Here is a 21,525-nt window from a genome sequence, read left to right as displayed (position 1 = left end):
CCGACGACAGGAGTTGTCTCCGATGAACTTCGACGTGGTGATCAAGAACGGCCGGCACTTCGACGGCACGGGCGGCCCGTCCGCAATTCGCAACGTCGGCATCCGCGATGGTCACGTCGCTGCAATTGGCGAAGAAGCCATGCAGGGCCGCGAGGAAATCGATGCCTCGGGGCAGTGGGTAATCCCCGGTCTGATCGACATCCACACTCACTACGACGTAGAGGTGCTCAACGGCGCGGGACTGTCGGAGTCGCTGCGTCACGGTGTCACCACCGTGATGGTCGGTTCCTGCTCGATATCGACCGTGCACGTGAACGGCGTCGACGCGGGCGACCTGTTCGGCAGGGTAGAGGCGATTCCCCGCGACTACGTCATCGCCGCGATCGACGAGCACAAGAACTGGTCCAACGCCGAGGAGTACGTGCAGGCGATCGAAGCGCGACCGCTGGGGCCCAACGTCGCCGCATTCATCGGCCACTCCGACATGCGCACCGCCATAATGGGATTGGAGCGCGCGACCACCAAAGACGATCAACCGACGAAGGCCGAGCAGGCCCAAATGGAGCGGTGGCTCACCGAAGCCCTCGACGCCGGGTTCGTCGGATTATCCTCGCAGCAACTGCTCTTCGACCGGCTCGATGGCGACGTGTGCCGGTCGCGGACGCTGCCGTCGACCTACGTCCGACGACGCGAGATGCGGCGTCTCACCCGCTTGGTACGCAAGCGGGCGCGGGTGCTGCAAAGCGGGCCGGACATTCAGCATCCGCCCCGCGTCGCCGCGCAACTCGCGCGGTCGATCGGCGGATTGCGCCGCCCGCTGAAGATCAGCTTCCTGGCCGCCGCGGACGCCAAGTCCAATCCCATTGGCTACAAGATCCTGACCGGCTCGGCGCGACTGATCAACGCACTCGGCGGCAATTTCCGTTGGCAGCACCTGCCGGTCCCGTTCGAGGTATACGGCGACGGGATCGACCTGGTGATTTTCGAGGAACTGGGCGCCGGCTCAGCGGCCCTGCACCTGCGCGACGAAATCGAGCGCAACCAGCTGATGCGCGACGAGGCCTACCGTGGCCGGTTCCGCAAGGAATACGACGACAAGTTCAGCATCGGGGCCTGGCACCGCGACTTCTTCGACGCCGATATCGTCTCCTGCCCCGACTCCTCGCTCGTCGGCAAGACCTTCGGTCAACTGGGTCTGGAACGCCGCGTGCATCCGGTGGACGCGTTCCTCGACCTCGTTCTCGAGTATGGGCGTGAGTTGCGTTGGCGCACGGTCATTTCGAACCATCGACCCAAGGTGCTCAAAAAGTTGGCGGTCGATCCCGGTGTTCAGGTCGGTTTCTCCGATGCGGGAGCACACCTACGCAACATGGCGTTTTACAACAGTGGGCTGTGTCTACTGCGCCATGTTCATCAGAGCGCCGAGGCGGGCGCGCCGTTTATGACGGTCGAACACGCCGTGCACCGTCTAACCGGGGAACTCGCCGACTGGTACTCGCTGGACGCCGGTCATCTCCGGATGGGGGACCGGGCCGATGTCGCGGTGATCGACCCCGCGCACTTGGATACATCACTCGATACCTACGCCGAGGAACGGGTCGAGCAGTACGGGGGGCTGTCCCGCATGGTCAACCGCAACGACGATACCGTCGCCGCGGTTCTTGTCGGTGGACGGACGGTGTTCCGCAAGGGTGTCCCCACAGGGGTGGTCGGACGGGAGCGCACCGGCAGCTTCCTGCGCGCCGGCAACCGGGTGCCCGCACCGCGTTCCTCCACCGCGGTGGCCGTCGGTGGCTGATCTCGACTACCAGCGGGTCGATCCTGAGCTTCGGTCGCTGGCCCGGATCCTGCCCAAAGGCTATGCGCTGCAACGTGGGTTGAGGTTTCCGCGCGCGGTGATGACGCTGGCCGGCCGTGTCGGGCGCGTGCGTGGTGTGGAGGTCGCACGCATCGATTCTCACGTCACCGTTCGGGTGCACCGGCCCAGCAGGCTGATCGAGACGGGTCCCGCGCTGCTGTGGATCCACGGCGGCGGCACGTTGATGGGCAGCGCCGCCCAGGAGGATCGCTTCTGCCGAAAACTCGTCAACTTCACCGACGTCACCGTGGTGTCGGTAGAGCACCGGCTGGCCCCCGAGCACCCGTACCCGGCCCCGCTCGAGGACTGCTATGCGGCGTTGTCGTGGCTTGCGCGCCAGCCCTGGGTGGACCCGGCGCGCGTCGCCGTCGGGGGCGCCAGCGCGGGCGGCGGATTCGCCGCGGGCGTAGCGCAACTCGCACGCGACCGCGGTGACGTCGCACTGGCACTGCAGATGATGGTGTACCCCATGCTCGACGACCGCACGGGTGCCACCGGGGACGGTCAGCGGCGGGTGATGTGGTCGGCGAGCGACAATCAGCTCGCATGGCAGTGGTATCTGGCCGGCGCTGAACCGACTATGGCCGTGCCGGCTCGACGGATCGACCTGTCGGGTCTTGCTCCCGCGTGGATCGGCGTCGGCACGCTCGACCTCTTCCACGACGAGTGCCTCGCCTACGCTGATCGTCTGCGACGGGCCGGGGTCGCCGTGCAGGAGGAGATCGTCCCGGGCGCATTTCACGCATTCGATTTCCTCGCGGCGAATACGTCGGTGGGGCAGAGGTTCTTCGCGAGTCAGTGCCGCGCACTGCGGACGGCACTGGTCGACAACCATTTGTCGAAGGCAGTCTAGCGATGCCACGCGCCGAAGCGGTGGAACTCACGCGACGGGTACTCAAGCACTTCGAGAACGACAGTCTCGACACTGTCGGTGAGGTCTGGAACGAGCCGCGAGAGGCATTCGTCGGTCGCGACCGCTTCGATGCCGATCTGCGCATGCTGCACGGGGTTCCGCACGTCGTCGGATGGGCCGGCGAGGTGGCAACACCCGGCAGCTACACGACCAAGGACGTGATGGGCGTGCCCGTACTCCTGGTCCGTGGCAGGGACGACAGGCTGCGCGCCTTCGTCAACGGATGTGCCCATCGCGGCGCACAGGTCGCCACTGACTGTGGCACCACCAGGATGTTCACCTGCCCCTATCATGGCTGGGCCTACGCGCTGGATGGCCGCCTCACGGGCGCGCCTGCCCGAAAGATGTTTACGGGCGAGATCGAGGGCAGAGGACTGACTCCGTTGCCCGTCAGTGAACGTGGCGGGCTCATCGTCGTCGGCCTCGCGCCAGGCGTCGAGGTCGACGGTGTGCTTGGCGAGGTCGAGGAACCGTTGTCGGAGTATGACTTTGCCACCAGGCACCACGCTGAGACACGGCGATTCGAGATAGCGACGAACTGGAAGCTCGCCGTCGACGTCAACTTCGAGGGCTACCACTTTCCGTACGTGCACGCCGACACGCTCGATCCGATCGCGACCAACAACTCCGTGTGCGATGTCTACGGCCGGCACAATCGCTGGGCATTCCCGTTCCGCGAGATCGTCGGCTTCCGCGACCAGCCCGAGACCGACTGGCCTGAACACTTTTTCGGGACGGTCGTGTACGGCCTGTTCCCCAGTTGTGTCCTCGTCGAGGCTCCAGCGTCCTACCAGATGTTGCGGGTTTACCCCGGTCGCAACCCGGGAGAGAGCATCGTCTACCTCACCTACGGCTCACCGACGCCCGTCATCACCGATCAGGAGCGCGAGTGGTACCGCATGTCGATGGACGCGGTGTGCAACGTGTTGTGCAATCAGGACTTTCCGATGGCTGAAGCGTGCCAGCGAGGGCTGGAGGCCGGCGTCCCCGAGGTGTTGTTCGGTCGCAACGAACCGATGCTCCACCACCTGGCCACGGTGTGGCAGCAGGCGGTGGAGTCGGCTTAGTTCGGAGGGCACGTTGACGGCAGTTAGCCACCCTAGCTCTTTGGGATTGGGATCCACCGGACCATCTGGCCGTTTTCGAATGTGCTCCTGCCCTTGAGCTTTTCGACCTTCCCGAGTCGGGTGATCTCGATGTCGACATCTCCGAAGCTGCGGAGGATGGCACCCATGTTCTCTCCTTGCTGCTCAGGGCGGGAGATCAGCGGGAAACGTTCGAAGAGGGTGGAGTCGGTGATCCGCAAAAACACCTCGAAGTCGCCGTGTGTGCCGAGGATGGTGAAGTGCGAGGGGTAGGCGACGTTGAGGACGTCGTCCCACTCGAATTTGATCGGGGACATCATCGGCGTCCTGGTGACGAAGACGGGGTCGCTCCCTTTCCAGACCACCAGAGATGCGAAGGGGCGGTAGTTGAAATTCTCGTGGCCGTACTGAACGCTCCAGTTGAGGGTGTATTCGTCGGTCCACGCGTGACCCCAGTACCAGGTCGACGTCCAATCCGACATCTCGAGGGCATCGAGGTTGGCGATGTCTTTCTCGAGATACCCTATTCCGCTGGACGTTTCGGTTCGACCCGCAAGCTTCGTCGTCGCCGTCACCGTTGACCGGGGTGCGAGCGGCCACCAGGTCCACCCGATATCCTTGGCGGCGTCGTAATAGCCGAGGCCGTGCTCGTCGTCGGAGAACAGGGTGCCGGTGTTGACGACGTCGGCACTGAGTTCGAGGCCGAAGTCCTCGAATTCGATCTTCACGTCATAGCCGGCGGGCAAGCCCTCGGGGGTTACCCGGCCTACGAAGGTGTTGTTGCCGATGGTGATGCCAAAGTGTTCGGTCTTCATTTCTTCGGGCGGGAACAGTTCGACGATCTGACGGTGGTCACCTTCGGGACTTACGAGGGTAAGCGTCACGCCGGGCCATTCCGCCTTCTCTTCGCCGAGCAGCGCCATGCCTTCCCAGCGGGCGGAAAATGCGAAGTTGTACAGCCAGCCGTTGTCCAGCTTGCCGTCGCACAGCAGGACTTCTGTGGTCTTGCCCCCCATGTCGAGATGCCATGCCAACTGATTCTCGCCGATGCTTCTCGTCGTATACGTCACGCGAGGCTCCCAACTCTTGGTGACTGGCTTCGTGATTACGGCATAACAATACATTGTGACTGTACTCGTATTGATACGTATTCGAGTTATCTGTATTGATACGATCCTGGGTGGGATACAGCGGAGGAGGCCGATATATTGGCACGACGCCACGGCTGGGGCGGAACGCCGCCCGCCGATGAGGAGGAAGCACGACAGCGCATCATCGAGGCTGCGGTGCGATGTATAGATCGGCTTGGAGCCGAAAAATTCAGTCTGGCCGAAGTAGCAACCGACCTCGGCGTCATGCGGCCTACGATCTATCGCTATTACCCGAGCGCCGACCACCTGTTCATCGCCGTTGGCCAGTACGCCGTCGTCACCTATATCGAGGACGTCGCGGTGCGCCTGCGGCGATTCAAGAACCCGTCGGCATGGGTGGTCGAGGCGGTCGTGTTTGGGATTGAGCAGATCCCCGCGCGTCCACACCTGAGCATGCTGCTGGCGTCGGGACAGTCGGAGAAATTCAGCCGCACCTTTACCTCACCCGAGGCGATGGAGGTCGGCAGGGCAATTTTCCATCGCGCACCGTTCGACTGGGCGGTTGTGGGCTACAGCGCTCGCGACCTCGACGACCTGATCGAGCATGCACTACGAATCATTCAGTCCATGATCGTCAACCCGCCGAACCCTGCGAGGTCGAGCCGGGAACTTCGCCGCTGCCTGCGCTCCTGGTTCAACTCGAGTGTCTGAGCACGAAGGATCTTGCCCCAAGGGCGTTCACTACCACGCCACGCGGAGCAACAACTCCGCCGGCGGGATGTCCTCTACGGCGATCAGGCCGGCGGGAGCTTCGCAGACCCAGTCAATTGCGTTCAGTACGCGCGCCGCGGTCGACATGCACGCGGCATCAGTCGAGTCCAGGAGCGGATGCGAGACGTGGGTGTTGATTTCTATCCGGGGTTCCCCTTCGACGACCACGCGGTGTACCCCGGTGAGACCGTCCGGGGGATAGACCCAATCCGGTCCCGCGGCATTTGTGAGCCGGGTGACATGTTCGATGGTGATCACCGGCTCACCGTCGACGACGCCTTCGACGGCAAATCGAACAGCGGCCCGCCGTCCCGGATCGATGGTCATCATCGTGCATTTGATCGTTTCCGGCGTGTACCAGCTTTCGGTTCGCTGCCTCATTTCGTCGAGCTCGAGTCCCATCAATTCGGCCAGCCGACGGACCTGTCCGCCCCACATGAACTCGACGATCCCAGGTTGGAATAGGAGCGGGGGGTCGTCGTCGGGTCCCTTGTTGAATCCCATTCCCTCACCTGTGAACTCGGCATCGTCATAGTTTCCGTAGTCGAATATCTCTTGCACCGTCACCGAGCGTGCGCGGGTGACCAGGCTCAGAGCGGTGTGGGTGAGAGTGTCTGCCGAAAAGCCGGGGTCGACGCCATTGATGTACAGCGAGGAGTTGCCGTCCTTGCATGCTTGTTCTAGGGGATCGCGTATCCAATCCTGGGCATGGGCGGGAGCCACCAGCCAAACCAACGAGCTGCCAACGACATTGGTACCAGCGGAAAGGAATTTCGACATCTGCTCGATGACCTCTATCGGGCGGGTTTCGCCCAGCGCCGTGAACACAACGCAGTCAGCGCCCAGCTTCACCAGCGCGTCGATGTCGTCGGTGGCGACGATGCCCGTTGCTTCGCTCAGTCCGCACAGTTCGGCGGCGTCGCGACCGACCTTTTCCGCGCTGGAAGCATGGACGCCGACCAACTCGAGATCCGGCCTTTCAATGATCGTTTTCAGTGAGTGTCGGCCGACATTGCCTGTCGAGAACTGAATCACCCCGCTCACTGCTTACCTCCAATCGCCACCAATGGTGGCTGGTCTCTTGTGGATTGCGATTGCTTCGCGTCTTACCCGGATGCTTTCTTCGGCGCGACTAGTCGGCGCCGATGATGCCAAGCCTGGTAAACGTGTCCCGGACGCCTTCCTTCCAATGCTGCGAGCACTTGCCGATGAGCTGCTCCCGTCGGGTGTTGTCTGAGGCGAAGCTGTCAAAACTGACTGCCGACTCGACGAACGCCGCGGTCACACCGGTGAGTTCGGCGACGTATTCACCCATTTGCTGATCCGTCACGGGGTCATCTCCACCCCAGTTGACGATGGTCGCGGGGACAGTTGCAATTTCGAGCAGCTTGTGTGCCTGGTCGGCGATGTCAACGCCGCCGATGGGCGAGCCGAGATTGTTGTAACCCGTTGGTATCAACCACGGTTGGCCATTCTTGAAGGTCTGGTACTGCATGACGGGCAATCCGCCATGACCCGTCCAGCTATATCCGACGTTCATCCGGGCGATAGTGGTGGGGAGGTCGAGCATGCGAGCGGCGGCGCGAACACTGCCCTCGGACGTGAGCTTCGCGACCGGATATACCTCCGCATAGCTGGCGAGACCGCCGAGCGGGTCGGTCTCTGCATAAGCGTGGTTGGGATGATCTGCGTGCGGCTTGTAGACACACGTGCTCGAGACATGCAGGAATGCTTTGGCCTTGCGGCAGTGCTGCATCAGCAGCGCGGACCCTTCAGCGTTGTTGGCGATGGCCCGGTCATGCTCTGGACTGAGGTTGATCGCCGAATGGACCACATGGGTGAAATCGTCGGGCAGCATCGAGTTGTCGCCGGTGTCCATGTCCCACACAGCGGTCTTGATTCCGAGCGCCTCGAGCTCTGACTTCCGGTTGGGGTCGCTGAACCGTGCCGCAATCCACACCTCATTGTTCCTGGCGAAGTCCTCGGCAATCGGGCCCGCGATCTGGCCGGTACCTCCGGTCACCAGGACCTTCTGGTCTTGAAGCATGGACAGGAACCCTTCTTCTCGCTAGCGGGATGTGCGCGACGCACATACTGAACCGACAAATAACTCACTGACTGTACTCAGTGTAACTAGCGAGTCGTCAATAGGAAGCTGCAACGTTGTTACCGGGATTGTCGAGTCGCGGGGCGACGCGGGGCGGTGGTCCAAACCGGCCAGTTGAACGGTCCAGTCCCGATCAATCCACCAATATTCAGCAGCGTGTGCGGGGCTGATCGGCAAGTGGTCGTACACCCGCAACTAACCCGAGCGGCACGATAGCTGCTGGTAGAACGAGTTCAAATACTGACATTAGTCAGCCGATAGCCGTTGACACGATGTCGTGGAAAAGCCTAGGCTCAGCACGCGCTCAGTCGCTTGGGCCTGGCGAGTTGTCGGCGAGCTAGCCACCGCAGTTCGTCGCAACCCCGTCGGTGCATGCAAAGGAGAAGCAGTGACGACATTCAAAGAAGAACACGCCACGACGACAAAGGCCCCGACCGAAAAGAAGTATCGCGTTATCCAATGGGGCGTAGGCAATGTCGGAACGATAGCGCTGCGTCATTTCGTACATAACCCTGCCTACGAAGTCGTGGGCGTGCTGTGCAATCGTCCGGAGAAGGTGGGCAAGGATGCCGGCGAACTCTGCGGCAAGACGCCGACCGGTGTGCTCGCGACCAACGACAAGGCCGTGATCGAGGCGCTTGATGCCGACTGCGTATTCTATGCGCCGCTGTGGTCCGACCCCGACGAGGTCTGTCGTCTGCTGCGGTCAGGAAAGAATGTCGTCGCCTCGGGTGGGGCCTGGTGGTATCGAACCGAGCACAGCCAAGCGGACATCGACAAGATCCATGCGGCGTGTTTGGAAGGCGGGACCTCGTTTCATGCGGGTGGTGTCAATCCGGGCTTCGCGGGCGATCTGCTCGTGCTGACGCTGGCCCGAATTGTCAGTCAGATCGACATGATTCACATCTACGAGGTGGTGAATTTCGGCAGGGACACCCTGAAGTACCTGTTTGAAATGGGGATGGGCAGCGATCCCGAGGGATTTGAAGACGGCCCGAATCTGCTGGGGCAAGCTTGGCCATTGTTCGCGCAGTCGCTGGCGATGATCGTCGAGGGCATGGGCAAGAAGGTCGAGAAGTACACGACGGAAGTGGAGCTCGGTGTTGCCACCCGCGACATTCCCTTCGAAGGAGGGGAGACGAGCGATATGCCCGGTTTCAAGGGTGTGATCAAGAAGGGCACCGTAGCTCGTCAGCATCATAAGTGGACGGCGTGGGTGGACGGCAGGCCCCTGATTGTCTTCCATGAGATATACACGATGGATACGTTTGATGCCATTGAGCCGCAAGAGGATTGGCCGCAGCACTACCACTACCGCATTGTGATCGAGGGCGATTCGTCCACCGAGCTGATTATGCAAGGGGCGCAGGACCCGAACGGCGGCTACGCGCTGCCCGGCTACACGTGGACGGCGATGGGTCCGGCGAACGCGATCCCCGCCGTCGTGGACGCCGCGCCGGGATTCATGAGCCATAAGGAGCTCGGCCTGATGCCGCTGCGCGGTGTCATCCGTCCCTAGTTCCCCGGCGAACGTCGTTGGCGTCGGCTCACGGCTGCATGCTCCGCAGCGTCCTCGCGACAAAGTCGTCGAGTAGCTCGTGGCCGGTCGGCCAGTGATTTGTAGTGATCAACAACGCGTAGAGACCCAGCAAGAAGAACACCGCACTGTTCATTGCGTTGACTTGCGGATCCGTCTCGCCGTTTTCTTGAGCAAGAGCGATCTCCTGGGCGACTAACACGATCAACGGGTGGTCCTGGCCGTCCTCGGTTGGGGGGCGAGTTTGGGAAAAGTGCAGTGCAAGAAAGTCATTGAAGAGAAGATCGCCCAGTCGGCGCTCCAATCCGACCACCAAGCGGACGGCTTCGCTCAGCGCCGCAGCCAGATCGTGCTTGGATTTGAGGAACTGCGCGAATTGCTTGGCGATGCGGTCCTCTTCGCGTCGTTCCAGCTCGAGGAGAACATGCTCCTTGGTGGGGAAGTGAAAGAAGAAGGTTCCGTGGGCGACCCCCGCTGCGGCCACGATGGCGCCGACGTCGGCCTCGGCCATTCCGGCCCTGGCGAACTCGGCGATCGCGGCGCCCATCAGTCTCTCCCTCGTCTGCAAGCGCTTGGCTTCTCGCGCAGACACCCTCTCCGTCACAGCCATTTCGTTCCTTCAGTTGACCCGACTCACCTAGGTATTTTGAGGGTAGCTCACCCAGTACGGCCTGTATGTGTCAGAAAGACCTGTACTGGTTTGGGCGTGATCGCCGTGCTACCACCGATGGCAGCCTGTATCCTCCGAATTCATTGACTTTAGTCAGGCAAAGTTCGTAGATTGAACGGCGCGCACGTCACACCGATCGAAGGGGCCCGGGATGGCATTGGAACAGTTCAGGCTGGACGGACAGGTCGCGATCGTTACGGGCGCCGGCAAGGGTGTCGGCGCCGGCATTGCCAGGGTTCTGGCGGAGGCAGGTGCCACGGTCGTCGGCACCGCACGCACCGAGGCGGACATTGTTGCCACGATCGCAGGTATCGAGGACTCCGGCGGCAAGGGGCTGGCACTGGTTGCTGACGCGATAAGCCGACCCGATGGCGAGCGAGTCGTCAATACGACGATGGAGCGATACGGCCGCATCGACATCCTTGTCAACAATGTCGGAGGCTCCACCTATGCGCGGTTTCTGGACATCACCGACGAAGACTTCAAGCACACATTCGACTGGTGTGTGACCTCTGCCTTCATCATGAGCCAGCTCGCGGCGCCACACATGATAGATGCCGGGCACGGCTCCATCATCAACATCTCATCCGGTTCGGCCCGCTTCGGCATTCGGGCTTTGACTGCATACTGCGTAGCCAAGGGCGGGCTCGAGGCGCTCACCCGCGCCATGGCCCAGGAGCTCGCACCGAAAATTCGGGTCAACGCCATCGCGCTCGGTTCGTTCGCCACCGACGGGCTGAAGGGCAGCTTGGACATGATGCCCGGGTCGCTGGAGAAGATGCAGGAATCCACGCCCCTGCATCGGCTCGGCGATGTCGAGGACTTGGGCCGGCTCGCCGTGTATCTCTCCACGCGCGATTGTTACGCGACCAATGCGATCTTCCATGTTGACGGCGGCATAGACTCCAACAATTCGCCGCTGCCGATACCGGACTACTGATCCTTTTGTGCTAGAGGCGAATCCGAACCAGCAGAGAGTCGAGTCGTAAATGCGCAAAGTAATTCAATTCTCCACCGGCAACGTGGGGCGGCATTCGCTGCGAGCGATCATCGGACGGCCCGATCTCGAGCTGGTCGGCGTGCACGCCGCTAGCCCAGACAAGATCGGCAAGGACGCGGCGGAGCTCTGTGGGCTGGACCGACCGACGGGCATCATCTCCACCGATGACATCGATGCGTTGATCGCTCTCGGCGCGGACTGTGTGGTGTACACGTCTCAGGGCGAGACGCGGCCGATGGAGGCCATCGAGCAGATGGCGAAGTTCCTCGCGGCCGGCATCAACGTCGTTGGCACGTCGATGGTCTGGTTGGTCACCCCCCGCCACGCAGAAGACTGGCTGCGTGCGCCCTTGGAAGCCGCTTGCGAAGCCGGCAATGCCTCGCTCTATGTCAACGGCATCGACCCGGGCTTCTCCGGCGATACGTTGGTGCATTCAGCGGTCAGCCTCACCACTCGGGTGGATTCGATTACAGTGCAGGAGATCTTCGACTACGCGAACTACGATGATGCCGAGTTCACCGGCGCTGCAATGGGTTTCGGATCGACCAGAGACGATGATTCGCCGATGATGTTTCTGCCCGGGGTCATCGTGTCGATGTGGGGTGGCCAGGTCCGCAGTCTGGCGGACAATCTCGACGTCAAACTCGACGAAGTGCGCCAGCGCGTCGAACCCTGGTACACAACGGAGCGCATCGAGTGCACGATGATGACGGTCGAGCCGGGGCAGATGGCCGCGGTCCGATTTGCCACCGAGGGCGTGATCGACGGCGAACCGGTAATCACCCTCGAGCACATCACGAGGCTCACGTCCGTCTCGGCGCCGGACTGGGAGTATCCGCCCGACGGTCACACCGGCGTGCATCGGGTGGTCGTCGAGGGCGAACCACGAGTGGAGATCAACACCCATGTTTCACACCCGGTTTACGATTCGACCGACGCGGGCTGCATCTCGACGGCGGGCCGGGCAATCAATGCGATCGATTGGGTGTGCCGCGCGCCAAAAGGGTTGATCGCGGTCGAGGACATTCCGCAGTCGGTAACCATGCGCGGTGTCATGTGGAGCGAGCAGTAGGTGCGCGTTGCCGGTAAGCGCATTCTGATCACCGGCGCCGCCCGGGGCATGGGACGCGGCCACGCGCTGCGGCTTGCCGAAGAAGGCGCCGATCTGATCCTGGTCGACATTTGCCAGTCCTTGCCGGAGATCGAATATCCGTTGGCGACCCAGGACGATCTCGACGAGACGGTGCGGCTGGTCACCGAGTCCGGCCGCCGTTGCGTGAGTCGAGTCGTTGACGTCCGTGACGAGGCCGAGCTGCGCAAGGCAGTCGACGACGGAGTCGGCGAGCTAGGGGGCCTCGACGGCGCGGTCGCCAATGCCGGCGTACTGACGGTCGGGCCCTGGAACAGAACAACTTCCGACGACTGGCGTACGGTCGTGGACATCAACCTGATCGGCGTGTGGAACACCTGCGCGGCCGCAATTCCACACCTGCTTGACCAGGGTGGCGGCAGCCTGGTGAACATCAGCTCCGCGGGCGCCCTCAAAGGCTTTCCCCTGCAGCTTCCCTATACGGCGGCCAAGCACGGTGTCGTTGGTCTGACGTTGGCGCTGGCCAACGAATTGGCGGCCCAGAACGTGCGGGTCAATTCGGTACATCCCACCGGTTGCCCAACCGGCATGATTCCGCCGTCGATCGGAAGTGTCTTCTCCGAAGAACGGCCGGATCTGGTTCCCATCTTCATCAATGCGATGCCCACGCCGATCGTGGAGCCCGCCGACGTCAGCAACGCGGTGCTGTTCCTTTTGTCCGATGAGTCCAGATATGTGACGGGGCTGCAGTTCAAGGTGGACGCCGGGGTGACGATCAACTAGTCCGCTTAGAGGGGCCAGCTGTCCGGCTCGGACATGTAGTAGGGAGCCGCCGGGGGCAGTGGTTGCCGCTCGCCGGTCGATATCGCATCCAGGATCAGGGCCACATAGCGTCGCCAGCCGTCGCTGTCCGGGTCCATCGTGGAGAGCACGCTGTAGAGCATCGCGATCAACCGCAAGATGTCCTCGGCCACCAGATCGGCGCGGACGGCACCGGCACCCTGGCCCCCGCGGACCAGTTCGTTGAGCGCGTCGTTCAGTGAGTCCGAGATATCGGCGGTCAGCGACCCGGCCCGCTGCGCGGCGATCAAGAGGTTCTGGTTATGGGCCCCAAGCGATATTGCGGCTTCGATCAGCTGTGTGAGGCCCCGCAGCGCATCCTTGCTGCCACGGGCATTGTCAATCGCCGGGGTGAGATCCTCGGCAATGCACTGATCCAGGGCGGCGCGGACCAGGTCGCCTTTGGTCGGGAACCTGCGATACAGCGTCCGTTCCCCGACGCCGGCGCGGTGCGCGACCGTTTCCATGGCTGCATCCGGTCCCAATTCGCTGTAGACGGCGCGCGCGGCGCGAAGAATGCGCTCGACGTTACGGGCCGCGTCTGCCCGCAACTGCCGGTCTTCCAGCGCTGTCATCGACACAGCCTAACTGACTGTTGACTGCCGACAAGGGCGGTTCTAGGCTTTCATAACTGGCAGATAACTGACAATTAATGGGAAACGCAGGATATGTCAACAACTTCCGAAGTCCGCTCTGACGCCGACCTACCTGTACTGCCTGTACCGCGGGCCGCGCAGTGTCCGCTTGCGCCGCCGGCGGAGTTCGCGGACTGGCGGGATCAACCGGGGCTGCGGCGTGCGATGTTTCAAGGCAATCCGATCTGGGTGGTGAGTCGCTACCAGGACATCAGGGCGGCGCTGGTTGACCCGAGCCTGAGTGCAAAGACCATTCCGGACGCCATGATGCCCAAGGACGCCGACAATAAAGTCCCGGTGATGTTCGCGCGGACCGACGATCCCGAGCACAATCGATTGCGGCGCATGATGACCAGCAACTTCACCTTCAGGCGTTGCGAATCGATGCGGCCGCAAATCCAGGAAACGGTCGACGACTATCTCGGCCAGATGATCGACAGCGGCGCGCCGGCCGATCTGGTGCGTGAATTTGCCTTGCCAGTACCGTCATTGGTGATTGCGCTGCTACTCGGCGTGCCGCCCGAAGATCTCGGTCTGTTCCAGCACCACACTGCCGTGGGAATGGACCACCGGCGTTCCGACGAGGAGCGGGGTCAAGCCTTCGGAGCGATGTACGTCTATATCGAAGAACTGGTGGAGCGCAAAGCGCGCGAGCCCGGTGACGACTTGATCAGCCGTCTCATCACGGAATATGTGGCGACCGGCCAGCTCGATCACGCCACCACGGCCATGAACAGTGTGATCATGATGCAGGCCGGCCATGAAACCACCGCCAATATGATCTCCCTGGGGACGGTTGTGCTGCTTGAACATCCAGACATATTCACCCAGCTTGGCCAAACCGATGATCCCGTCTTCATCGCCAATGTGGTCGAGGAGTTGATGCGCTATCTGTCCATCGTGCACAGTCAGGTCGATCGCATAGCGACCGAGGACGTGATGATCGGAGGGCAATTGGTCCGCGCCGGGGAATACGTGATGATGAGCCTGCTCGCCGGAAACTGGGACGTCGACTACGCCGAGAATCCCGAAATCTTCGATGTCAGTCGAAATACTAGAGGACACTTAGGATTTGGCTACGGCGCCCATCAGTGTATCGGAGCAAACCTGGCTCGCGTCGAGATGCAGGTCGCATTCGCGACATTGGCCCGTCGGCTGCCCGGGCTTAAGCTCGCGGTCTCGCCTGAGGAGCTCAAGTTCAAGGACACCAACATCTATGGCATGAAGGAACTTCCGGTCAGTTGGTGACCCGGGCGCTCGTGGTGGAATACACAGTCAATGATCGGGAGACACCGCTGATGTCAACAATTTCCGACTTCTGCTCCGACACCGACCTCCCCGTGATACCGGCCCCACGCCGTGCGCAGTGCCCGCTTCACCCTCCGGCCGAGTTCGCCGACTGGCGACAGGATGCCGGGCTGAGACGGGTGATCTACCAGGGCGGACCGGGTTGGGCGGTGAGTCGTTACCACGACATCAGGGCCGCGTTAACTGATGCGCGATTGTCCGCTCAAACGTTCCCCGATTACCTGAAGACATCGGACGCGGCGAACGCTCCGGTCATGTTCGCGCGGACGGACGACCCTGAACACAATCGACTGCGCCGAATGATGACCGGTGACTTTACCTTTCGACGCTGCGAAGCGATGCGACCTCGGATTCAGGAACTGGTCGACCACTTTCTCGATGAGATGATCGCGACGGGACCACCGGCTGATCTGGTGCGAGACTTCGGCCTGCCGGTCCCGTCGCTCGTCATTGCGCTGCTGTTGGGAGTGCCCCCGGAAGAGCTTGGGCCGTTTCAGCAACACACCACCACTGCGTTGGATGTGCGAGCGTCCCTGGAGGAAAAGACCCAGGCCTTCGCTGGGATGTTCTCTTATCTCGAAGAATTGGTGGATCGTAAAGCGCGCGAACCCGGTGATGATCTGCTTAGTCGTTTGGTCATCGAGCAAGTCGCGACCGGCCAGATCAACCGCGAGACTGCCACCATGTCCGGGCTAACCATGCTGGTTGCCGGCCACGAGACCAGCGCCAACATGATTTCGCTGGGAACGGTTGCACTGCTGGAACATCCGGAGGTGTTCGCGCGACTCGGGCAGACCGACGATGCTGCGTTCGTCGCGAACATGGTTGAGGAGTTGATGCGCTACCTGTCCATCGTGCACAGCCAGGTCGATCGGGTGGCGACGGAAGACTTCGTCCTCGGAGGTCAGTTGATCAACGCCGGTGACAGAGTCGTGATGAACCTGCCAGCCGGAAATTGGGATGCCGAATTCGTGGAGAATCCCGAGGCTTTCGATGTCGACCGAAGCGCCCGCGGCCATTTGGGATTTGGCTATGGCGCCCACCAGTGCATCGGGGCAAATCTTGCCCGCGTTGAAATGCAAGTAGCATTCGCCACGTTGGCCAGACGCCTGCCCAGTCTGAAGCTAGCTGTTGGTAAACAGGAATTGAGATTCAAAGAGGCTGAAATTTATGGCATGAAGGAGCTGCCAGTCAGATGGTGAGGATCCGATGACGAACGAGCTGAGGTTCGACGATCAGGTTGCGGTCATCACCGGCGGGGGTGGCGGCCTGGGCCAGCAGTACGCGTTGTTGCTGGCGTCCCGTGGTGCGCGCGTCGTCGTCAACGACATCGGCGGCTCGGTGACCGGGGACGGCTCGAGCACCGAAGCGGCGGAGGCCGCCGCACTCGAGATTCGCGACGAGGGCGGTGAGGCCGTCGCGGACAGTCACAGTGTGACCAGTCCCGAAGGCGGACAGGCGATTATCGACACCGCGCTGGATGCCTGGGGGCGCGTGGACATCCTGATCAACAACGCGGGAATCGTCGGTGACGCACCGTTCGAGGACATGACCGCCGAGCGGTTCGAGCCGCTGCTGGACGTGCATCTGCGGGGCGCGTTCCACGTCACCAGGCCGGCCTGGAAAGTCATGCGCGAGCAGGGATATGGGCGAATACTGAACACGACCTCGGCGGCCGGGCTGCTGGGCAACGTCGGCATGAGCAACTACGGCTCGGCCAAGACCGGGCTGCTGGGCTTCACCCGTGTGCTAGCCGCCGAAGGCGCCGACCACAACATCAAGGCCAACGCCGTCGCCCCGATCGCCTTCACGCGGATGCTGACCCACTCGATCGATGGTGCCGCACCCCCCGCGGACGCGGCGGCGCAGGCCGTGCTGGATGAGCTGACGAACCAATACCTCAAGAAGCTGGATCCCGCGTTGGTGGCGCCGGTGGTGGCGTTCTTGACGCACCGGGATTGCCCGGTCACGGGGGAGGTCTATACCACTGGCGCAGGGCATGTTTCGCGATTCTTTATCGGGCGGACCAAAGGCTTCTACAGTCCCGGGCTGTCGATCGAGGAGGTGCGGGATCACCTGGCGCAGATCCGCGACGAAGCCGGGTACACGGTGCCCGGCGGACCGGCCGACGAGATGGCCGAGCTCTTCGCCATGCTGATGGCCGAGCAGTAGCGGCGCTACTCGCGCCCGGCCGACACCCAGCTGAGGTCTTCGAAGCGGTCACCCGAAACCGAGGAACCGGCAGCGTCCAGCGCCGCCAACTGTTCTGGGGTCAGGGTGAGTTTCAGTGAGGCGGCGTTTTCGTCCACTCTCGTTGCCCGCCGGGTGCCGGGGATCGGCACACTGGTGACGCCCAACTGTTCGCTCCGATGACGCAGCCAGGCCAGCGCGACCTGCGCGCCGTTTGCCCGTTGTTCGGCCGCGATCGATGTCACGATGTCGACGACCGCGAGATTGGCGTCCAGGGCGCTTTCGGAGAACCGTGGCATCTTGCGCCGGAAGTCCGCGGGCGAGGCCAGATCCGCTGCGGTGCGGACCGTTCCGGTGAGGAATCCGCGTCCCAGCGGCGAATACGGCACGAATCCGACGCCCAGTTCGGCGGCTGCCGCTACGACGTTGCGCTCGACGTCGCGGCTCCACACCGACCATTCGCTTTGCACGGCGGCGATCGGGTGTACGGCGACCGCCGCGCGCAGCTCGTCGGCCGTCACCTCGCACAATCCGAGGTGACGCACCTTGCCGGCCGCGACCAGTTCCGCCATCGCGCCGACCGTCTCCTCGATCGGCACCTTGAGGTCGCGCCGGTGCATGTAATAGAGGTCGACGACGTCGGTGTCGAGCCGCTGCAGGCTCTCGTCGATGCACTGAGCGACATACGCCGCGTCGCCCCTTGACGCGCGTGACCCGGCCAGCGGATTACCGTCGATGCCGAATTTCGTTGCGAGAGTGACCTCGTCTGACGTTGAGTCCGTCACCCAGCTCGACGGTCGGAATTGCTGTGGGCATAGCTGTGCTCCTCGTCTTGGTCCGACGTACTGAACACCACCCGCGCGCGAAAAAGCTCTCAGCAGCCGAACGCGATTCCGATGCCGTCGGGCGGCGGCACCGACCGCAGGCAGCCGAACTGCTGGATGCCGGCGCCGCTGAACCGTGCGGCCGACTGGCGGGCGTAGTTCACGCAGAACAGGCCGGCTTGGTCGGCGCGACAGCGGTAGTCGTCGTAGGACAGCGTGTCGCCGGCCGCCAACTCGGCCCCATTGCCGTTGACGAACGGACCCGGGTCGGCGCGGGCCGCCCCGACCTGCAGGTTCGTCCCGTCGAAGGTGACCCATCCGCCTTTCCATTGGCCGTAGGCCGTGTCGGGCCGAGGCGGGGGATCGGCCAGATCGACCAGACAGGTCAGGGTGCCGCCGGTGTGGGCGGAATCCGTCATGCATGCGACTTTGGCAGCCGGGACGGCAAACGCGACGTCGTTACCGAGCTGCGTGGTGACGCCGTCGCGGCTAACCGTGTGGTAGCGGGCCGGATCGGCCGGATGACCAGCCTCGATCCACGCGACGACATCGGAGATCGGCGCGCCGGCGGCCGGAGGTTTACCGCCCGGCGAGACCGTGGTGGTCGGGGAGTAACCCGACACCGCCGTCGTGTTCGCGGACTGGCCGCCGTCGTGGTGCGAGCATCCGGCAACCAGCACCGAGAGTGTGACCAACACGGCCATTCGCATCCCGCCAGGCTATCCGTCACACCGCGGATTTAGTCGCTCCGCGCGCCCTACATACGTAGTGTCGGTTACCGTCGCAGGTCAGTGTCAGGGTGAGGTTGCCGCGTAGAGCGGTGGTTGGATCCTGATCACCTGGTGTCTGGCTCGTAGCGTCGCTGCCGCCCTCGGGTTGGCGTTCATGGGTTTTGTCGGCATCAGGTGTGAAGGACCGGCCGGCGTGACTTGATAGGAGCGTGGCACCGCCCCCGACTGAGATGTGTCCGCCGACCGGCCCAACCGTCACCTCACAGTGAAGGAGGCAACCACCATGGTTGTTGTTGGAGCCGATGTCCACAAGCGCACCCACACGTTTGTCGCCGTCGACGAGGTTGGCCGAAAGCTCGGCGAGAAGGTCGTGGACGCCACAACTGCCGGCCATCGCCGGGCATTGCGGTGGGCCCGCGATCAGTTCGGTGTGGAGCTGGTCTGGGCGATCGAGGATTGTCGGCACCTGTCTGCTCGTTTGGAGCGCGACCTGTTGACTACCGGTCAGAAGGTGGTGCGGGTAGCACCGAAGTTGATGGCGCTGACCCGTAAGTCGGCGCGGACCCGGGGTAAGTCCGATCCGATCGACGCGTTGGCGGTGGCGCGGGCGTTCTTACGTGAACCGGATTTGCCGGTGGCCTCTCATGACGAGACATCGCGGGAATTGAAATTGTTGGTGGATCGGCGTGAAGATCTTGTGGCACAGAGAACCTCGACGATCAACCGGCTGTTGTGGCGAGTTCACGAACTCGATCCTTCCCATGCGCCCAAGGCCGCTTCGTTGGATCTGGCTAAGCACCGCGACGTGCTGCGGGCGTGGTTGGACACCGTGCCCGGCTTGGTGGCCGAATTGGCTCGTGATGAGCTGGCCGACGTCACCCGGCTCACCGAGATGATCAACGGTTTGGCTAAGCGCATCGGCGAACGCGTCCGTGCGATCGCTCCGGCACTGTTGGCGATGCCCGGCTGCGGCGAGCTGACCGCAGCCAAACTGGTCGGCGAAACCGCCGGCGTAACCCGATTCAAGAGCGAGGCAGCCTTCGCCCGCCATAGCGGCGTGGCACCGATCCCAGTGTGGTCGGGAAACACCGCCGGTCGGGTGCGCATGACCCGCTCGGGCAACCGGCAACTCAATGCCGCGCTACATCGCATCGCGGTCACCCAGATTCGCATCGACGGACTCGGCCAGGCCTACTACCGCAAGCGACTGACCGACGGAGATTCCAGCACCGAGGCCCTGCGCTGCCTCAAACGCCGCCTGGCCCGCGTGGTGTTCCACCACCTCCACACCGACGACCAAACCCGCAATCAGCCTTGCCAACCGGCAGCGGCTTGACATAGGAGAAACGTATGCACGAGCGCACCACCCGCGCACGCACCGCCGACGGCATCGTCGAAGGCTTCACCCGCGATGGCGTCAACCGCTGGCGATCCATTCCCTACGCCCGGCCGCCGGTCGGGCGGCTGCGCTTCAAGGCGCCGCAGCCGGCGCGGCCCTGGTCGGGTGTGCGTCATTGCCACGGATTCACCAACTGTGCGCCCCAGCAGCGCCGCTACACGATGCTCGGTATCGGCCGATACCAGCCGATGAGCGAGGACTGCCTCACCCTCAACGTGGTCACACCGGAAGCCGGCCACGACGAACCGCTGCCGGTGATGGTCTTCATCCACGGCGGCGGATACATCATGGGCAGTTCGGCGATCCCGTTGTACGACGGCGCCGCACTGGCCCGCCGCGGGTGCGTGTACGTGTCGGTCAACTACCGGCTGGGTGCGTTGGGATGCCTCGACCTGTCGTCATTGTCCACCGCCGACATCACCATCGACAGCAACCTGTACCTGCGCGACCTGGTGCTGGCATTGCAGTGGATTCGGCAGAACATCGCGGAATTCGGCGGGGATCCCGGCAACGTCACCATCTTCGGCGAAAGCGCGGGAGCGTGCATCACCGCCACGCTATTGGCCGTCCCGGCCGCGGAAGGCCTGTTCGCGCGGGCGATCTCGGAAAGCCCGGCGTCGGGGCTGGTGCGGTCGAAGGAGATTTCGGCCCAGTTCGCGACGCGATTCGCCCACCTGCTCGGCGCGCGTCCCGAGGATGCCGCCGACGCGCTGATGCGGGCGTCCGCGGCCCAACTCGTCGAGAGCCAGCACCGGCTGATCGACGACGGTATGAAGAACCGGCTGGGCGCCTTTCCCATCGGCCCGGTGATCGGCGACGACTGCCTGCCCGAAGACCCCGTCGAGGCAATGGCGCACGGTCGAGCGCAGCGGGTGCCGCTGATCGTCGGAACCAACGCCGAAGAAGGCCGGTTGTTCACTCGCTTCCTGAAGATGCTGCCCACCAATCAATCGATGATCGAAGAGCTGCTGGCCGACGTGGAACCGGCCGCCCGCGAACGCATTACCGCCGCCTACCCGGGCTATCCGTCGTCCTCGGCGTGCATCCAACTGGGCGGCGATTTCGCCTTCAGCTCGGCGGCCTGGCAGCTCGCCGAGGCGCACAGCGGCCATGCGCCGACCTACCTGTATCGCTACGACTACGCGCCGCGGATGCTGCGCTGGTGGGGCCTGGGCGCGACCCACGCCACCGAATTGCTGGCCGTCTTCGATGTCTACCGCACCCGGCTCGGCGGGTTGTTGACGGCGGCGGCCGATCAGCGCGCCGCGCTTCGGGTCAGCAACCAGGTGCAACGCCGTTGGCGAGCGTTCAGCCGCAGCGGGGTCCCGGGTGACGACTGGCCCGCCTACACCGTCGAGGATCGCGCGGTGATGGTCTTCGACCGCAAGAGCCGCATCGAATTCGATCCGCATCCGCATCGCCGGATGGCCTGGGCGGGCTTCTCATTGGCGCAGTGACCTGGCACGCTAAACCGTC

Annotated in this window: 20 protein-coding genes; 13 read left to right on the top strand and 7 right to left on the bottom strand. The window is 63.1% G+C overall.

Features of this window, described 5'->3' with window-relative positions; translation table 11 throughout:
- Positions 1-22 precede the first annotated feature (22 nt).
- The 3 genes from BN973_RS17060 to BN973_RS17050 are packed head-to-tail and all read left to right on the top strand — an operon-like array spanning position 23 to position 3,838.
- Complete coding sequence (locus tag BN973_RS17060; protein ID WP_036469596.1) at positions 23-1,798, top strand: N-acyl-D-amino-acid deacylase family protein; 1,776 nt, start codon at positions 23-25, stop codon at positions 1,796-1,798.
- Positions 1,791-2,711, top strand: a complete 921-nt coding sequence (locus tag BN973_RS17055) for an alpha/beta hydrolase (RefSeq protein WP_036469594.1) — start codon at positions 1,791-1,793, stop codon at positions 2,709-2,711. Before BN973_RS17060 ends, BN973_RS17055 begins: the two co-directional genes overlap by 8 nt.
- A gap of 2 nt (positions 2,712-2,713) precedes the next feature.
- Positions 2,714-3,838, top strand: coding sequence for an aromatic ring-hydroxylating oxygenase subunit alpha (locus BN973_RS17050; RefSeq protein WP_036469593.1), 1,125 nt, complete (start codon positions 2,714-2,716; stop codon positions 3,836-3,838).
- Positions 3,839-3,870: 32 nt separating this feature from the next.
- On the opposite strand, the gene BN973_RS17045 is transcribed toward BN973_RS17050, so the two are convergent.
- A complete protein-coding gene (locus tag BN973_RS17045) occupies positions 3,871-4,926 on the bottom strand; it encodes a hypothetical protein (RefSeq protein ID WP_139830099.1) in 1,056 nt (351 codons plus the stop codon).
- 138 nt (positions 4,927-5,064) lie between these two features.
- Between BN973_RS17045 and BN973_RS17040 the strand changes: the two genes are divergently transcribed.
- Positions 5,065-5,658: a TetR/AcrR family transcriptional regulator gene (locus BN973_RS17040; RefSeq protein ID WP_036469589.1), complete on the top strand. Its 594-nt coding sequence runs from the start codon at positions 5,065-5,067 to the stop codon at positions 5,656-5,658.
- A 30-nt stretch (positions 5,659-5,688) separates the two neighbouring features.
- Here the strand turns inward: BN973_RS17040 and BN973_RS17035 are convergent, their stop codons facing one another.
- Together BN973_RS17035 and BN973_RS17030 are read right to left on the bottom strand one after the other, a co-directional pair.
- Positions 5,689-6,762, bottom strand: coding sequence for an NAD(P)H-dependent amine dehydrogenase family protein (locus tag BN973_RS17035; RefSeq protein WP_036469587.1), 1,074 nt, complete (start codon positions 6,760-6,762; stop codon positions 5,689-5,691).
- Positions 6,763-6,850: 88 nt separating this feature from the next.
- Entirely contained in the window at positions 6,851-7,765 is a 915-nt protein-coding gene (locus tag BN973_RS17030; RefSeq protein ID WP_051641316.1) for an NAD-dependent epimerase/dehydratase family protein, read from the bottom strand.
- Between the two features lie 448 nt (positions 7,766-8,213).
- Between BN973_RS17030 and BN973_RS17025 the strand changes: the two genes are divergently transcribed.
- A complete protein-coding gene (locus BN973_RS17025) occupies positions 8,214-9,344 on the top strand; it encodes an NAD(P)H-dependent amine dehydrogenase family protein (protein WP_036469584.1) in 1,131 nt (376 codons plus the stop codon).
- Positions 9,345-9,372: 28 nt separating this feature from the next.
- On the opposite strand, the gene BN973_RS17020 is transcribed toward BN973_RS17025, so the two are convergent.
- A complete protein-coding gene (locus BN973_RS17020) occupies positions 9,373-9,972 on the bottom strand; it encodes a TetR/AcrR family transcriptional regulator (RefSeq protein WP_036469583.1) in 600 nt (199 codons plus the stop codon).
- 211 nt (positions 9,973-10,183) lie between these two features.
- On the opposite strand from BN973_RS17020, the gene BN973_RS17015 reads away from it, so the two are divergent.
- The 3 genes from BN973_RS17015 to BN973_RS17005 are packed head-to-tail and all read left to right on the top strand — an operon-like array spanning position 10,184 to position 12,905.
- On the top strand, positions 10,184-10,972 hold the full coding sequence (locus BN973_RS17015) for an SDR family NAD(P)-dependent oxidoreductase (protein ID WP_036469582.1): 789 nt from the start codon (positions 10,184-10,186) through the stop codon (positions 10,970-10,972).
- Positions 10,973-11,021: 49 nt separating this feature from the next.
- Positions 11,022-12,104: an NAD(P)H-dependent amine dehydrogenase family protein gene (locus tag BN973_RS17010; protein WP_036469580.1), complete on the top strand. Its 1,083-nt coding sequence runs from the start codon at positions 11,022-11,024 to the stop codon at positions 12,102-12,104.
- The gene (locus tag BN973_RS17005) at positions 12,105-12,905 is read left to right on the top strand and encodes a mycofactocin-coupled SDR family oxidoreductase (RefSeq protein WP_036469579.1); all 801 of its coding nucleotides are present in this window, start codon (positions 12,105-12,107) and stop codon (positions 12,903-12,905) included.
- A 5-nt stretch (positions 12,906-12,910) separates the two neighbouring features.
- On the opposite strand, the gene BN973_RS17000 is transcribed toward BN973_RS17005, so the two are convergent.
- On the bottom strand, positions 12,911-13,537 hold the full coding sequence (locus BN973_RS17000) for a TetR/AcrR family transcriptional regulator (RefSeq protein ID WP_036472589.1): 627 nt from the start codon (positions 13,535-13,537) through the stop codon (positions 12,911-12,913).
- 93 nt (positions 13,538-13,630) lie between these two features.
- Here BN973_RS17000 and BN973_RS16995 point away from each other — a divergent pair, with 93 nt between their 5' ends.
- Genes BN973_RS16995 through BN973_RS16985 form a run of 3 tightly spaced genes read left to right on the top strand, consistent with a single transcriptional unit; the run spans position 13,631 to position 17,077 of the window.
- The gene (locus BN973_RS16995) at positions 13,631-14,845 is read left to right on the top strand and encodes a cytochrome P450 (RefSeq protein ID WP_036469578.1); all 1,215 of its coding nucleotides are present in this window, start codon (positions 13,631-13,633) and stop codon (positions 14,843-14,845) included.
- 50 nt (positions 14,846-14,895) lie between these two features.
- On the top strand, positions 14,896-16,107 hold the full coding sequence (locus BN973_RS16990; protein ID WP_084163632.1) for a cytochrome P450: 1,212 nt from the start codon (positions 14,896-14,898) through the stop codon (positions 16,105-16,107).
- A 7-nt stretch (positions 16,108-16,114) separates the two neighbouring features.
- Entirely contained in the window at positions 16,115-17,077 is a 963-nt protein-coding gene (locus BN973_RS16985; RefSeq protein WP_036469577.1) for an SDR family NAD(P)-dependent oxidoreductase, read from the top strand.
- Between the two features lie 5 nt (positions 17,078-17,082).
- On the opposite strand, the gene BN973_RS16980 is transcribed toward BN973_RS16985, so the two are convergent.
- Both BN973_RS16980 and BN973_RS16975 read right to left on the bottom strand, forming a co-directional pair.
- Positions 17,083-17,880, bottom strand: coding sequence for an aldo/keto reductase (locus BN973_RS16980; protein WP_232232102.1), 798 nt, complete (start codon positions 17,878-17,880; stop codon positions 17,083-17,085).
- An 89-nt stretch (positions 17,881-17,969) separates the two neighbouring features.
- Complete coding sequence (locus BN973_RS16975) at positions 17,970-18,629, bottom strand: hypothetical protein (protein ID WP_036469576.1); 660 nt, start codon at positions 18,627-18,629, stop codon at positions 17,970-17,972.
- 286 nt (positions 18,630-18,915) lie between these two features.
- Here BN973_RS16975 and BN973_RS16970 point away from each other — a divergent pair, with 286 nt between their 5' ends.
- Both BN973_RS16970 and BN973_RS16965 read left to right on the top strand, forming a co-directional pair.
- Entirely contained in the window at positions 18,916-19,986 is a 1,071-nt protein-coding gene (locus tag BN973_RS16970) for an IS110 family RNA-guided transposase (RefSeq protein WP_198048941.1), read from the top strand.
- 14 nt (positions 19,987-20,000) lie between these two features.
- The gene (locus tag BN973_RS16965) at positions 20,001-21,506 is read left to right on the top strand and encodes a carboxylesterase/lipase family protein (protein ID WP_036469575.1); all 1,506 of its coding nucleotides are present in this window, start codon (positions 20,001-20,003) and stop codon (positions 21,504-21,506) included.
- Positions 21,507-21,525 lie beyond the last annotated feature (19 nt).

It is taken from the genome of Mycobacterium triplex, assembly GCF_000689255.1.
Taxonomy (GTDB): domain Bacteria; phylum Actinomycetota; class Actinomycetes; order Mycobacteriales; family Mycobacteriaceae; genus Mycobacterium; species Mycobacterium triplex.
This window is presented reverse-complemented; position numbering and strand designations above follow the sequence as displayed.